The organism is Streptomyces sp. NPDC087215 (genome assembly GCF_044744885.1).
GTDB lineage: Bacteria > Actinomycetota > Actinomycetes > Streptomycetales > Streptomycetaceae > Streptomyces.
In genome coordinates, this window is sequence record NZ_JBIUZD010000022.1 from 1 (window position 1) to 14,589 (window position 14,589).

Consider the following 14,589-nt stretch of genomic DNA (forward strand, 5'->3'; position numbering starts at 1 on the left):
GAACGTCCGCCACCGCACGTTCCCCTCCGACAGCTCCCGCCACGCCCGCACCGGCCCCGAAGGCCTCGGCACGACGGCGGCCACCGGTCCGGACCACACGCCGGACGCCGCCGACGGCCCGCACACCAGCCCCGCCGCCAACGCCGCCAGCCCTCCCCACCCAGCCCGCACCAGACGACGCCGCGCAATGAACACTCCCGGCCCGCCATCACCATCGACACCCATGCCCGGACAACCTAGACCCACCCACACCCCCGACACCGGACACCACTCCCACCCCGGACAGACCCCGGACAGGCCCCCGCTCCCCCGAGACCCGGCCGACACCTGCACCAGAGGGCCGGTTCCCGCACCCCGCCCCCCGCATTCCCGATGCCCCAGCGGGTGAAGCACACCGACACCATGATTGACCACCTCCACCAGACGGGCGAGGCTCCCAGGGAGGAACCGGCCCCGGGCAGCACCACTACGGAGAGCCACGACCGCGCGTTCCCCGCCGGATCAGCGCGTCGAGTCGGACCGTCTCGCCGACGGCCCCGGGCCTCCGCCCTCACCGGCATCACCGCCGCCCCGGCCACGGACGAACCCGCTCCGCCCACTCGACCACGGGACAGGGGCCGCTGAGGCGAGTGGGGCAGCTGGGTCGGTCACCTGGTTGCGGGGCCGGGAGGGAGCCGGGATACTTCGCGGACTCCCGACGGAAGGACCCCCGTGCCACGGATACGCCCTGTCTCGCTCGGTCTCGCCCTGGCCAGTACCGCGCTCGTCCTCGGAACACCGCCGGCCTCGGCCACCGACCCGGCCACGGGCACCGTCCCGGTCACCGTCGAGGAGGCCCGGCTGGACCGGGCCGCACCCCAGGAGATCCTGCGCCGCAGCGGGTTCGACGCCGTCGCGCGGGAGTTCGCGGACGCGCTGGCGGACACGGACTCCTCCCGGGAGGCCGAGCGGACCGTCGAGCGCCAGGGCGCCCGACTGTGGCAACGCGCTGTCGACCGGGCGCAGGGGCGGGGGCCCGCCCGTGGCGATCTCAGCCGGGACGACGACCGGCCGCTGTACTGGGCACGGCTCGGGATGACCCGCGAACTGCGTTCCTGGCAGCCCGGGTTCGCCCTCGACGACACCGCGCGGGCCCGCCTGTTCGACCGGCTCGAACGGTCCTCGCGAGGCCAGGACTCGATCCGCTACCCGGGGAAGGGCAAGAAGAACAAGGCCGTCAAGCGGGTTCTGATGACGGGCTTCGACCCCTTCACGCTGGACCGGGACACCCGGATCAGCAACCCTTCCGGCGCCACCGCGCTGGCCCTGGACGGCACCTTGATCCGTACGGCGGACGGTGGCCTCGCCCGGGTCGAGACGGCCGTCTTCCCCGTCCGCTGGCAGGACTTCGCCGACGGGAGCGTGGAGCGGACGCTGCGCGCCCACCTGCCGAAGGTGGACCTGTTCACCACGGTCAGTCAGGGGCGCGTCGGCCGCTTCGACATCGAGCGCCACAACGGGGCCTGGCGCGGCGGTTTCCCCGACAACGAGAACCTCTCGCGTACGGAGACGGTCCCGGTGACCGACCCGGCCACGCAGCCCCAGTGGACGACGACGACCCTCCCGTACCGGGCCATCGTGGCGGCGGACACCGGACGGTTCCCGGTGTACGACAACACCACGGTGACCGAGGTTCCGGCCGGGGCGAGTACGCCGGTCAACCGTGCCGACGGACCCACCGCGGGCTCCGCCGCCCGCGCGGGCGGCGGCGGGAACTACCTCTCCAACGAGATCGCCTACCGCGCCACGCTGCTGCGCGACCGGCTCGGCCTGCCGGGCCTGCCCGGCGGCCATGTCCACACCCCGGTCCTCCAGTTCGGCGCGGACAACACCGACCCGGCGACGGGCACGGTCACCGACCCGGAGTTCGTCCGCAACCGTCTGGACATCATCGCGCAGGTCCGCGCCGTGATCGGGGTGGCCGCCTCGTCCTGAGGACGGCCCCGGGCGGACGCCGCGAAGGGCGGCGCCCGCCCGGGGTGCTCCTCCCCTCCCTGGAACACCGCCCCGTCACGCGTACAACACCCACCCCGACACAGGGCCCGCCTCCTCCAGGGTGTCCTTCCCTCCCCTGTCGCCGTGCGGCCGAGCGCGCCATCGCCCCGGCCGCGCCCACGTGAGCTCCTCCCGGGTGATCCAGGTGCGGGGGATCAGCGGCCGGAGGAAGGGAGGCGGGCCGGTGCCTGGGCGTGGTTCGGGTTCGGGTTCGGGTTCGGCGTCACCGGACGGGAGTCGGCCGCCGGGTGCTGGTCCGCCGCGCAGGTGACGTCCCGGGAGGGAAGCCTGCCGGTGGTCAGATACGTCGTGGCGAGACCGTCCGCGCAGGCACTGATCCCGAGCGAGTACACGCCGTGACCCTGCCCCTCGTCCACGGTCACGAGCCGGGAACCCTTCAGCGCCCGGCGCAGGCCGAGCGCGGCGGCCGGAGGGGTCTGCGGGTCCCACTCGTTCTGGACGATGAGCGCGGGGACTCTGTTGTCGACCTCGGTGGCCGCTTCGAGCGGGCGGTCCCAGTAGGCGCAGGGGAAGATGTTCGAGACGGAGTCGCCGTACAGGGGGTAGCGGACGCTGTCGCGCCGGGAGTCGGCCCGGTAGACGGCCGGGTCGGTGGGCCAGCTCGCGTCACCGCACATGATCGCGAGGTAGCTCGCCAGCTCGTTGTCGGTGGGCACGAAGGTCGGGAAGGCCGGGACGGGTTTGCCCTCGGCGGCGTCCCGGAGCAGCCCCAGGGTCCGGGCGGCGACCGGCGGATGGCTGATCTCCCAGCGTATGTACTCGCGGATCTCGGCACCGTCGAACCTGGTTCCGCCCAGGTCGAGCGGCTCCCGGTCGGCGCGCGCGACGATGTCCCGGAACAGCCTCTCGACCTCGGCGGGCGTGTCACCGAGTCCGTACCGCGCCGCGTTGCGAGCGGTCCACTCCGTCCACCGGTCGAACGTGATCTCGGCCTGTTCCGCCCAGGACTGTGCCATGCTCCGCCAGACCCGCTCGGGGTCGACCGCGCTGTCCAGGACGAACCGGTCGGCCCGCCGCGGGAACAACTGGGTGTACACAGAACCGAGATAGGTCCCGTACGACAGCCCGAAGTACGAGATCTTCCGCTCGCCGAGGGCCGTGCGGATGACGTCCATGTCACGCGCCGTGTTGCGGGTGCTGATGTGCGGGAGCGTCTCCCCGTTGAGGTTCCGGCACCTCTCCGCGATGTCTCGCGCCCACACGACGTCCTTGGCGAACGTCTCGTCCTTGTAGGGCCGGTACGTCTTCCGTTCGTCGGCGCTGTTCGTCCCGCAGGCGAGAGGAGTGCTGGCGCCGACTCCTCGGGGGTCGAATCCGATCAGGTCGTACCGGTCCTTCACGGACTGCGGCAGGAGACCGCTGAGCGCGAGGGGATAGAAGAGCCCGGAAGCGCTGGGGCCACCCGGGTTGAACAGGAGGACACCGCGGCGCTTGGCCGGATCGGCGGCCTTGATCCGGGACAGCGCCAGATCGATCTTCCTGCCGCCCGGCTTGCGGTGGTCGAGAGGCGCCTTCAGGGTCGCGCACTCGACGGTCGCGGGGACGTCGTTGCCACAGCTCCGCCAGACCAATGAGTGCGCGGTGGCAGGGGTGTGAGCCGGGGCGGCCACCGGCGAAGCGGGGCGGGCCGCGGGTGTGGCCGCCGCCGTGGTGCCGAGAAGCGTGGGGGTGAGTACCGCCGCGAGCCCCAAGGCCGTCTTGGAGATCGTTCGTCGTCTCAGGAGCAATGGAGTGCCTTCGTTCGCTGGGATGGTGAATGGCGCTCTTCAATGGTCCGGAGGAGGGACGGACCGCAGGATCGCCAGCCAGGCTAACTGCCCTATGAGACAAGCGAGTTCGGAAAAGCGACTTGCCCCGGGGAGAGACACGCTCGCGGCTGTCCCTCCCCGGCACCGGAGGGTCCCCCGCACCCAAGCGGTCGCGGCGCGACGGGGCCTGCGGGGCGGGGCCGACGTCCGGTGGTGAGGCGGTCAGTGCCCTGGAACCGGCCTGGCTACGGGCCCGAGGCATCCGAACCGGCCATCGCCCGGCCGACGTCCCGCATGACTGCGATCTCGACCCGCACCACTGAGGCGTCGAACACGTCAGCACCCGGATTCACGGCCCCGGTGCCCATCCGTTCGACGGCACGGGTTCTCTCGAGCGCATCGTCGCCGCGCCCCTCATCGGCACCACCATCGACTGGGAAGCGGAACTCACGGACGTCCGTCTCCCGAACCTGGGGCGTACGGGTCCGGCAGGTCCGGCAGGTCCGGCAGGGTGACCGTCGCTCGATCGAGCTTGACGCCTGCCGCCGGGTACGGCCGTGCCGTCGGCGCGCCCCAGTGTGCGGGAGGGCACCTTCCCCGGCCGGATTCCCTTTCGGCCAGCGGCGGGGCGGCGGGCCCGTCCGAACGGCCGGAACGGGCTCTGTGGAGTGACGGCCACCGGTGGCCCGGCCGGGCCCCGCCTCCGCGCTCCCCTCGGCGAGCCTCGGCGAGACATCGAAGTGCCGAAAGCAAACGGCGAACTGCAAACGCTTCAGCAGACCGTGAGACGGCCGTGAGGCGGGTGCGGTGCCGGATCACGCGTGCGTCGCATGACGACTCACGGCCGGGCATGGCGGCAAGTGAGCCTGTCATCAAGGCCGCTGACGGGTACTCACCGTGGTGCGAGCGGAGCGCGACGCAGGAGGCGACCCGCCCCTTCCGCCCCCATATTCCCAGGTCCACACGTTCACATGTCCACATGTGTCAGGAATCCGGGCTGTGCGTGTGATCTGGAGGACGTCTTCATTTGGTCAAGTTCCTGTTACGAGACGGTCATTGAGTGCGCCGGAGCGGCCTCGGCATACTTCGGGAATCCGGGGCGTACACGTATCTGAATACGCCCCCGCACGGGCTGGGCCCCCGCCCGCCCGATTCACTCCTGAGCAGGGGGAGTTTTGCGCAAACCAGTAAAGAAGGCGTACGCGGTCACTGTCGCCGCCGCCGTGGCCCTGACCGCGGGCATGACCAGCCCGGTGTCGGCACAGGGCGGCGGTCGGGACACCGCGTCACCGGCCGGCGTCAAGAGCGCCGGGTCGAGTGGCAGGACCGTGCACACCGTCGTCCTGATCACCGGCGACCGGGTCCTCGTGGACTCCAAGGGCCGGGTCGCCGGCATCGAGCGGGCCAAGGGCAGGGAGGACATCCCCTTCTTCACCCGGGTCCACGAAGGACGTACCTATGTGATGCCGCGTGACGCCCGGCGGCTGGTCGCCGACGGCACGCTCGACCAGCGACTGTTCGACGTCACCGGACTCGCCGAGCCGGAGAGCCGCAAGGCCTACCAGGGCGGGCTCAAGGTGATCGTCGGCTACCGGGGAGCGGCGGCCGAGTCCGCCCGTACCGAGGTGCGGGCCTCCGAGGGCACCACCGTCAGCCGGACCCTGTCGTCCCTCGGCGCCGATGCCGTCACCAGCGCCACCGACAGCACGGAGTCGCTGTGGGACGCCCTGACCCGTCCCCAGGGCGACGGCTCGGCGGCCAGGACCTCCGGTATCGCGAAGATCTGGCTGGACGGCGTGCGGAAGGCGTCGCTCGACCGCTCCACCGGTCAGATAGGCGCCCCGGCGGCCTGGGGCCGCTCGCTCGACGGCACCGGTGTGAAGATCGCGGTCCTGGACACCGGTATCGACGACACCCACCCGGACCTGACCGGCCGGGTGGCGGCGGCACGCAACTTCAGCCGCTCCCCGGACACCGTGGACCGGGTCGGGCACGGTACGCACGTCGCCTCCATCGCGGCCGGTACGGGAGCGAAGGACAGCCGTTTCAAGGGCGTGGCCCCCGGGGCGAAGCTGATCAGCGCCAAGGTGCTGGACGACTGGGGCTACGGCAGCGACTCCGAGTCCATCGCCGGGATCGACTGGGCCGTGGCCCAGGGCGCCGACATCGTCAACCTGAGCCTCGGCAGCGCCGACCGCCCCGGGATCGACCCGCTGGAAGCCCACATCAACAAGGTCTCCGCGGAGAAGGGCGTCCTGTTCGCCGTCGCCGCGGGCAACCTCCCGGCACCGCGCCCGGGCACGGTCAACTCGCCGGGCACCGCCGAAGCGGCCCTGACCGTCGGCGCCGTCGACGACAACGACCAGCTCGCCCCCTTCTCCGCGCTCGGTCCCCGCAAGGAGGACCACGCGATCAAGCCCGACATCAGCGCTCCGGGAGTGGGGATCTCGGCCGCCGCCGCGACCGGCACCCCGGGGCAGAACCCGCCGGGCTACGTCGGCCTGGACGGCACGTCGATGGCGACCCCGCATGTCGCGGGCGCCGCGGCGCTCCTCAAGCAGAAGAACCCCGCCTGGACGGGCTCACAGCTCAAGGCGGCCCTGACCGGCTCGGCCAAGGGCGGCACTCACTCGGTCTTCGAGCAGGGCGCGGGCCGGCTCTCCGTCGACCGGGCGATCGACCAGACGGTCTTCTCCGAGGGCGGCCCGGTCCACCTGGGCCGCCAGCAGTGGCCCCACAACGACGACACGCCGACCACCAAGCAGGTCACCTACCGGAACAGCGGCACCGCCGATGTGACGCTCGACCTGTCGCTGGCGGCGCCCACCGGCGCCGACGGGCAGCCCGCGCCCGCCGGGTTCTTCACCCTCGGGGCGCAGCGGATCACGGTCCCTGCGGGCGGCACCACCTCGGTGGACCTGACGGCCGACACCCGTATCGGCGGTGCGGTCGACGGCTCGTACTCGGCCACGGTCGTCGCGTCCGGGGGCGGTCAGAGCGTGCGCACTCCGGCCACGGTGGACCGTGAGGTCGAGTCGTACGACGTCACCTTCAACACGGTGGGACGGGCCGACGCGCCCGGCGCCGTCTGGGGGGCCGATCTGTTCGGCTACCAGGGCCTCGCCGAGGAACGGCAGTTCCTCCCGGATCTGTCGTCCGGTTCCGCGACGGTCCGGATGCCGCGCGGTACCTACAACCTGCAGGCCGACATGCAGGTCGACCCGGCGAACCCGCGGAAGGGCCTCGACCTGATCCACAACCCGCGGTTCTCGGTGACCGGGCCCACCACCGTCACCCTTGACGCCCGGACCACCCGGCCGGTGACGGTCAAGGTGCCGGACGCGGCCGCGCAGCAGACGCGCGTGGGGATGTTCTACACGGTCGGGACGCCTGAAGGCGGGTTCGCCCAGGGCTTCGACGCGCGGAGCTTCGAGAACGTCCGCACCGCGCGGCACGGCTCGCTGGGGGCGGACGCCAGCCTCACCCAGCAGTGGTCGGCCCGCTGGGAGCGGGGCACCAGCGTCTACCAGACCCTCGCGGGTGGCATGGTCCAGGAGCTGGCCACCGGCTACGACAAGGTCTACGCGGCCAAGGATCTGGCCCTGGTCAAGGTGAGTTTCGGGGCGTCCGCGCCCGGCCTCGCCGGAGGTCTCTCGGCGGAGGGCTCGCTGCCGGACGCGGGCGGCTTCATCGACCACTACCCCGCCCACCCGGCCCCGGGCACCCAGAAGCTGTACGTGAGCACGGGCGACGGGGTCAGCTGGAGCTTCCTCGCGAGTGTGCTGGGCGAGGCGGACGCCGACGGCGGCCGGCCCATCGACGTGGACTACCTCCTCGGCACCGAGCCCCAGCTGAAGCCGGGGACGACGCACACCAGGAACGTCAACGTCGGTGTGCTGGGGCCGCGGATGGGGGCGGGCGAGAGGATCGTCCGCGACGGCGACGACATCTACGGCGCGTTCACGATGGTCAGTGACGGGGCCGGCCACTACGGCATCGCCCGCTACACCAGTGCGACCACCACCGTCCACCGCAACGGTGTGCTGTACGCGCAGAAGGACGGCGCCGTCGACCGGGAGAGCTTCACACTGCCCGCGGAGTCCGCGAAGTACACGGTGGCGACCACGGTCAACCGCGACCCGAAGCACAGCCGCACCGGGACCCGGATCGACGCCTCGTGGACTTTCACCTCGGCCCGCAGTGCCACCGCCCCGGTGGAGCTGCCGGTCTCGACGGTCCGCTTCCAGCCGAACCTCGCGCTGGACTCCAGCGCTCCGGCGGGCGTCAAGCAGACCTTCCCCGTCGTGGTGCAGGGAGCGGCGGCCGGTGCCAACCTGAAGACGCTGCAGGTCCAGGTCTCGTACGACGGCCAGACCTGGCAGTCCGTCCCGGTCAGCGCGGGCAAGATCACCGTGCGCGCGCCGGAGAAGGGCAAGACGGTCTCCCTGAAGGCCGTCGTCACCGACAAGCAGGACAACCAGTCGATGATCACGGTCCACAACGCCTTCCTCGGCAAGTGAGGCACCACTGAGCCGGACCGGCTGACGCCCCGTGACCGGGGCGGGACACGATCAGGTGCGTCACGGCTCGGGGCGGCCCGCCGGAACCTCGGTTCCGGCGGGCCTTCCGCTTTCTGCCCGGATGCCGGACCGCAGCCACGACCGCCCCTGGCGCACCAAGCGGAACCCGGTCTGTCGCGGATGTGGGAGTCCAACCCAGCGTAGTCAGCACCGCACCGCCGAAAGGTGCCTGATCGGCGCAACCCGGACAGCCCCTCCCCCGACCCCCTGAAGGCCTTCGTCAGGGGCACCGCAGCGGTACCGGTGGCCCCGGGGCGTGAGGTAGGCACAGGGCGCGGGTTGACCGACGCGGGGAGGGCCGCGCGGGAACCGCACACCCCGCCCGGCAGGAAGTAGACGAGCGCCCGGTCGGCAGGCCGCCTCTTCCGCCTGTCCGCCTCCCCCTCCATGGCGCGCGGGGCAGGTACCACCGCCGCCCGTGGACAAGCGTACGAACGGCCGGACCAGCCGAGACGAGCACCGGCGCGGTCGAGAACATCCAGGGGTCCGACGAACGCCCTGCCCTCGTCCCGGGGCGGGTCGATGCGCGAGGACACGCTCACGCGGTGGCACCCCGGTCCGGCCCTGGAGGCGCGTGGTGCGTGCGTCGGGGAGTCCTCGGCGCGGTCGGGGAAGCCGCCGGTGCGGGCGCGAGGTGGCACAGGCGCGTGGCCGTGCCCGCGCCACCCGACGGTCACGCCCCGCGACGGTCACGCCGCCCGTGCCCGGCGCGGACCGGTGGCGCGCGGCGCCGGAGGGGGTGGCTTCAGTCGCCCGCCACGGCCTGACGGTCCTTCAGTGCGCGCGCCTTCGCGTTCTCGATGTGCTGGCGCATCCGGTCGGCGGCGCCCTCGGCGTCCCCCGCGGCCAGTGCGTCGTAGACGGCGGTGTGGTCGCGCGCGGGTGACTCCGCGTCGGACGCGCCGAGTTCGGTGAAGAGCCGGAAGCGCTGCACATGGCCGCTGAGCGAGCGGTACGCCGCCTCCAGGAAGGGGTTGGCCGACTGCTTGGCGATCAGGAAGTGGAAGCGCTCGTCGGCCGACAGGTAGGCGCGCACCGACTTCGAATCGTCGGCCGTCGCGCAGCGGCGCAGTTCCTCGATGCTGTCGGCGACTTCCTGGAGGAACTCGGGGGTGGTCCTGCGGCCCGCCTCGTAGGTGAGCGTCGGCTCCAGGACCAGGCGCGCGTCCATCAGCTTGACCAGTTCGGCCTCGCTGAAGAGCGGGGCGACGCGATAGCCCTTGAGCGCCTCGCGGTGCACCAGGCCGGTGTGTTCGAGCCGGGCGAGTGCCTCACGCAGGGGGGTCTGGCTGACGTTCAGCTCGCGTGAGAGTGCGCCGATGTTGAGCGGCCGGCCGGGTGACCACAGGCCGTCCATGAACTGCCCGAGCAGTACTTCGTACATCTGGTCGGCCAAGGGTTGCCGATCGGACGGGCGCGTAGCCATGCGAGTCTCCTTCGTCGCTCGATGGTAACGCGGGCCCTTCCTTGTCGATCACTCCTCCATGAACAGCGCTATAGCGTTTTACAAAATCCTATACTATATTTTCGATCTCCACTGGTCGTGCCATCGCAGAACGCAGAGGACCCCATGACACAGCCCCCCGAGGAACGTGCGCCCCGTGTACTCGTGACAACGCCCTATCTGGAACCCGGCGGCCCGGTCGACCGGATGCTGCGGGAGGCCGGTCTGGAGCCGGTCTTCGCCCGGCGCGCCGACCGGGAGGCCGCCGGAACCACACTGGCGGAGTGCGTCGCGGACGTGGAGGGCGTCGTCGCGGGCACCGACCCCTTCTCCGCCGAGGTCATCGAAGCGGCCCCCGGACTCAAGATCCTCAGCCGCTGCGGCGTCGGCTACGACAACATCGATGTCGCGGCGGCCACCCGCCACGGCGTCGCGGTCACCGTCACCCCCGGGACCAACCGCGTCTCCGTCGCCGAGCACGTCCTGGCGCTCATGCTGAACTGCGCCCGGCGCATCCCGCAGAACCTCGCCGCCGTGCGCGACGGAGGGTGGACGCAGCAGAGCGGGCGGGAACTCCACGGCGCGACGCTCGGCGTCGTCGGTCTCGGCTCCATCGGCAAGACCGTCGCCCGCGCGGCACTCGCCCTCGGCATACGGGTGGTCGCCCACGACCCCTGGCTGGACGAGGACTTCCTGAAGGAGACCGGAGTCGAGGCCCGGCCCCTCGACGGCGTGCTGGCGGAGGCGGACTTCCTCACCCTGCACATCTCCCTGGACGAGACCACCCGGCATCTGATCGACGCCGAGGCGCTGCGCCGGATGAAGCCCGACGCCTACTTGATCAACACCGCCCGGGGCGGGGTCGTGGACGAGGAGGCGCTCGCCGACGCGGTCGAGGCGGGCCGACTGGCGGGCGCCGCGCTGGACGTGACCGAGCAGGAACCGCTGCCCGCCGACAGCAGGCTGCGCGCTCTCGACAGCGTCCTGGTGACCGCCCACATCGGCGCCGCCACGGTCGAGGCCCGTGCCAGGTCCGGCGCCATGGCCGCCCAACAGGTGATCGACCTGCTCGCCGGCCGCACCCCCGCGCACCTGGTCGACCCCGGCCGCGCGAACGCCGACACCGACGCCGGAGCACGCTGATGCGGACGCCGAACGGACTGCGCTTCGACGCCAACCTCAAATGGCTGTTCACCGAAGTCCCCTTCGAGGAACGCTTCGACGCCGCGGCCGCCGCCGGATTCACCGCCGTCGAGTACGCCGATCCCTACCCGTACCCGGCCGCACGACTACGTCGGCGCCTCGACGACGCGGGACTGCACCAGGTGCTGATCAACGCACCGATGGGCGAGCCCGGTTCACCGGAGCGGGCAGGCGTGGCCTGTCTGCCCGGCTACGCCGACCGGTTCCGCGCCGACCTGGAGCGCGGCCTCGACTACGCGGCCGAACTGGGCTGCGACTTCCTGCACGTGCTGGGGGGTGTGCGGCCGGCCGACGTCAGCCACGACCGTGCGTTCGCCACCTTCGTCACCAATCTCGGCTGGGCCGTCGAGCGGGCACGGGGCACGGGGATCTGCCTGGTCCTGGAGGCGCAGAACAGCCGTGACGTGCCCGGCTTCCTGCTGGACACCCAGGCGCGGGCCGCCTCCGTCGTGGAGGCCCTCGACGGGAACGGGATCGGACTGCTCCTGGACCTCTACCACGTACAGGTCCAGGAAGGCGACCTCCTCTCGACGCTCCGCGAGCGACTGCCCCAGGTCCGGCACGTCCAGATCGCCGACCCGCCGGACCGCGCGGAGCCGGGCACCGGCGAGATCTCCTGGCCCCGTGTCTTCGGCGCGCTGCTGGACGCCTCGTACCCGGGCTGGATCGGCTGTGAGTACCGCCCGGCCGACGGCACGGTCAACGGCCTCTCCTGGCTCACCGAACAGGCCGGAGCGGCGGTCACCACGACGGAGGGGACCCGATGAGCGCGGGACGGAGGGACCGGGGCCGCGCGCCGAGGATCGCGCTGATCAGCGCCACCCCGGCGGCCGTCGCCCCGGCGGTCGCGGGACTGGCCGAGGAGTTCCCGGCGGCCGAGCCCTGGAACCTGCTGGACGACCGGCTGCTGACCGACGCGCCGGACGACGGCCCGCCGTCGGCGGATCTCATGGAACGGATGCGCCGGCTCATCGGCTACGCCCTGGCCGGCGGGGCCGACGGAGTCCTGCTGACCTGCTCGCTGTACGGCCCGGTCACCGAAGCGGTCGAGACGCCGGTCCCGCTCCTCGCACCCGACACGGCGGCCTTCGAGCGGGCACGGGCCCTGGCGACGGAGGGCGGCCGGGTGCTGGTGCTCGCCTCCTTCGAGGCCGCGATGCGGGACTCGGTGGCCCGATTCTCGGCCGCCGCCACGGCGGCGGGATCGGCGGCGGAGCCGGTCGGCGTCGTCGCCCCCGACGCCTTCGACGCGGCCCGCGAGGGGGACGCCCGCGCGCTGGCCGACGCGCTGCGCGACGCCTGCCTGCCGCACATCGGCGGAGCCGACGCGGTCCTGCTCGCCCAGTACTCCCTGGCACCCGCCGCCACGACCCTCTCCACCGCGCTGGGCGTACCCGTCGTCTCCGGCCCGCGGGCCGCGGCCGTCGCCCTGCGCACCGCCCTCACCGGGAGACTCCTGTGACCGAACACCGAGACGGCCGGTACCCGGCGGACCGGACCGGCGGCCCCGCACCGCTCGGGGTCATCGCCGACGACTTCACCGGTGCGACGGACGTCGCCGTGGCACTGCGCCGCGCCGGACTGCGGACCCTGCTGTTCTTCGGCGTACCGGACGGCGCGGGCGAGGAGGGACAGGCTTCCCCCACGGCCCGGCTGCCGGAGCACGAGGCGCTCGTCGTCGCTCTGAAGAGCCGGATGGTGCCCGCGGCCGACGCGGTCGCCTCCTCCCTGGGCGCGCTGGAATGGCTGCGCGAACGGGGCGCGGGGCAGATCTACTTCAAGTTCTGCTCCACCTTCGACTCGACCCCGCGCGGCAACATCGGCCCGGTCCTCGACCGGCTGGCCGAGGCCACGGGCGCCGGCACCGTGCCGCTGACGCCGAGTTCGCCGGAGCATCTGCGGACCCAGTACCAGGGCTGTCTCTTCGTGGACGACGTCCTGCTCGGCGAGTCGCACATGCGGGACCACCCGGTGACCCCCATGACGGACTCGTACCTGCCCAGGCTGCTGCGTGCCCAGACCCGCGAGCAGGTGACCCTGATCGGGCACCGGACCGTACGGGAGGGCTGGGCGGCGGTGCGTGCCGCGCTGGCGGTCGCCGGGGCGCGCGGCGCGCGTTACGCGCTGGCCGACGGCATCGACGAGAGCGATCTGCGCACCCTCGGCCGGGCCGCCCTCGGCTCACCTCTCGTCGCGGGCGCCGCCGGACTGGCCGCGGGCCTGGCGCACGCGTACGCCGAGGAGCGCACCGGCCGGACGCGACGCACCGGGCGGTACGGGGCCGACGGCGAGAAGGCGGCCGAGGACACCCGGACGGCGCTGGGCGGACCGGCCGCCGTACTGAGCGGGAGCTGCTCCCGCCGCACCCTGGAGCAGCTCGCGGCACTCACGGACGCGGGCAGGCCCGGGTACTACCTGGACGCGGTGGCGATCCCGGATCCCGTGGCGCTCGCCGGTGCCGCGCTCGCCTGGTACGACACCCTGCCCGTCGGCGGTGACGCCCCCGTCCTGTACTCCTCGGCCGCCCCCGAGCGGCTGCGCGAGACCCAGCGCGCGCTGGGTGCGGAGCGGTCGGCGGCCGTCCTGGAGGAGGCGACCGGGCTCATCGCGGCCGGGCTGGCCGAAAGGGGGGTGCGCCGCCTGGTCGCCGCCGGGGGCGAGACCTCCGGCGCCGTGGTCGCCGCGCTCCGGGTCACCGGCGCGCACGTCGGCGCGGAGGCCGCGCGCGGGGTGCCGTGGATCCATCCCCTGGGCGACCGCCCCCTGGCACTGCTGCTCAAGTCCGGCAACTTCGGTGGTCCCGGCCTGCTCCTCGACGCCTCCGCGTCGCCCGCCGACCCGGCGGACCGCGCATGAGCGGCCGGGGTGACGAAGCCGCGCGGGACCGCCTCGTCGTCACCGCGCGGGCCGTCGCCGCCCGTTCGCTGACGCACGGGAGCACGGGCAACGTCTCGGTGCGCGCCGGTGAGCACATCCTGGTGACGCCCACGGGGTCGAGCCTGGCCACCGTGCGCGCCGGGGAACTGTCCGTCATCGACGCCGACGGAGCCCATGTGTCCGGTCCCAGGCCCTCCAAAGAGGCGTTCCTGCACGCCGCCGTGCTCCGCGCGAGGCCGGGCGCGGGCGCCGTGGTGCACACCCACTCCCCGCACGCGGCGGCCGTCTCGTGCCTGGCCCAGGTGGACCGGGCGGATGTCCTGCCGCCGCTGACCGCCTACTACGCGATGCGTGTCGTGAGCCTCCCGATGCTGCCGTACTTCGCCCCCGGCGACAGCCGGATGGCATCGGCCGTCGAGGCGGCGGCCCGGGAGCACGCGACGCTCCTCCTGAGCAACCACGGGCCGGTCGTCGCCGCCGCCGATCCGGAACGGGCGCTGGAGGCGGCCGAGGAGATCGAGGAGACGGCGAGGCTCTTCCTGCTGCTGCGCGGCGCGCCCACCCGTCCCCTGACCGAGGCCCAGCGCGGCGCGCTGCGACCCGCCTCCCCCTGACAGCCCGAGACACCCCGGGCAAGCCGAACGGACACCGTGGGACGTTCCCCCGGCGGCGCCCGTTCCCC

The 14,589-nt window shown here is 72.9% G+C and carries 9 protein-coding genes; 7 read left to right on the top strand and 2 right to left on the bottom strand.

What is annotated here, in order from left to right:
• Positions 1 to 711: 711 nt before the first annotated feature.
• Positions 712 to 1,974 (top strand): pyroglutamyl peptidase, encoded by a 1,263-nt coding sequence (locus ACIO92_RS32005; RefSeq protein WP_402283906.1) that lies wholly within the window; start codon positions 712 to 714, stop codon positions 1,972 to 1,974.
• Positions 1,975 to 2,189: 215 nt separating this feature from the next.
• Here ACIO92_RS32005 and ACIO92_RS32010 read toward each other — a convergent pair whose 3' ends face one another.
• Positions 2,190 to 3,782, bottom strand: a complete 1,593-nt coding sequence (locus tag ACIO92_RS32010) for an alpha/beta hydrolase (protein ID WP_402283908.1) — start codon at positions 3,780 to 3,782, stop codon at positions 2,190 to 2,192.
• Positions 3,783 to 4,978: 1,196 nt separating this feature from the next.
• Between ACIO92_RS32010 and ACIO92_RS32015 the strand changes: the two genes are divergently transcribed.
• Positions 4,979 to 8,323, top strand: a complete 3,345-nt coding sequence (locus ACIO92_RS32015) for a S8 family peptidase (protein WP_402283910.1) — start codon at positions 4,979 to 4,981, stop codon at positions 8,321 to 8,323.
• 805 nt (positions 8,324 to 9,128) lie between these two features.
• On the opposite strand, the gene ACIO92_RS32020 is transcribed toward ACIO92_RS32015, so the two are convergent.
• Positions 9,129 to 9,809, bottom strand: coding sequence for a GntR family transcriptional regulator (locus tag ACIO92_RS32020; protein WP_366445906.1), 681 nt, complete (start codon positions 9,807 to 9,809; stop codon positions 9,129 to 9,131).
• 183 nt (positions 9,810 to 9,992) lie between these two features.
• Here ACIO92_RS32020 and ACIO92_RS32025 point away from each other — a divergent pair, with 183 nt between their 5' ends.
• From ACIO92_RS32025 to ACIO92_RS32045, 5 genes are read left to right on the top strand one after another with little or no spacing between them, the layout of a single operon-like run.
• A complete protein-coding gene (locus tag ACIO92_RS32025; protein ID WP_366445907.1) occupies positions 9,993 to 10,970 on the top strand; it encodes a phosphoglycerate dehydrogenase in 978 nt (325 codons plus the stop codon).
• Entirely contained in the window at positions 10,970 to 11,797 is an 828-nt protein-coding gene (locus tag ACIO92_RS32030; protein ID WP_366445908.1) for a TIM barrel protein, read from the top strand. Before ACIO92_RS32025 ends, ACIO92_RS32030 begins: the two co-directional genes overlap by 1 nt.
• Positions 11,794 to 12,492 carry an aspartate/glutamate racemase family protein gene (locus ACIO92_RS32035; protein WP_366445909.1) on the top strand — a complete coding sequence of 233 codons (699 nt, stop codon included), beginning with the start codon at positions 11,794 to 11,796 and terminating at the stop codon, positions 12,490 to 12,492. The genes ACIO92_RS32030 and ACIO92_RS32035 overlap by 4 nt, the downstream gene beginning before the upstream one ends.
• Positions 12,489 to 13,886: a 3-oxo-tetronate kinase gene (otnK, locus tag ACIO92_RS32040; protein WP_402283913.1), complete on the top strand. Its 1,398-nt coding sequence runs from the start codon at positions 12,489 to 12,491 to the stop codon at positions 13,884 to 13,886. Before ACIO92_RS32035 ends, otnK begins: the two co-directional genes overlap by 4 nt.
• Complete coding sequence (locus tag ACIO92_RS32045; protein WP_401242944.1) at positions 13,883 to 14,521, top strand: class II aldolase/adducin family protein; 639 nt, start codon at positions 13,883 to 13,885, stop codon at positions 14,519 to 14,521. Before otnK ends, ACIO92_RS32045 begins: the two co-directional genes overlap by 4 nt.
• Positions 14,522 to 14,589 lie beyond the last annotated feature (68 nt).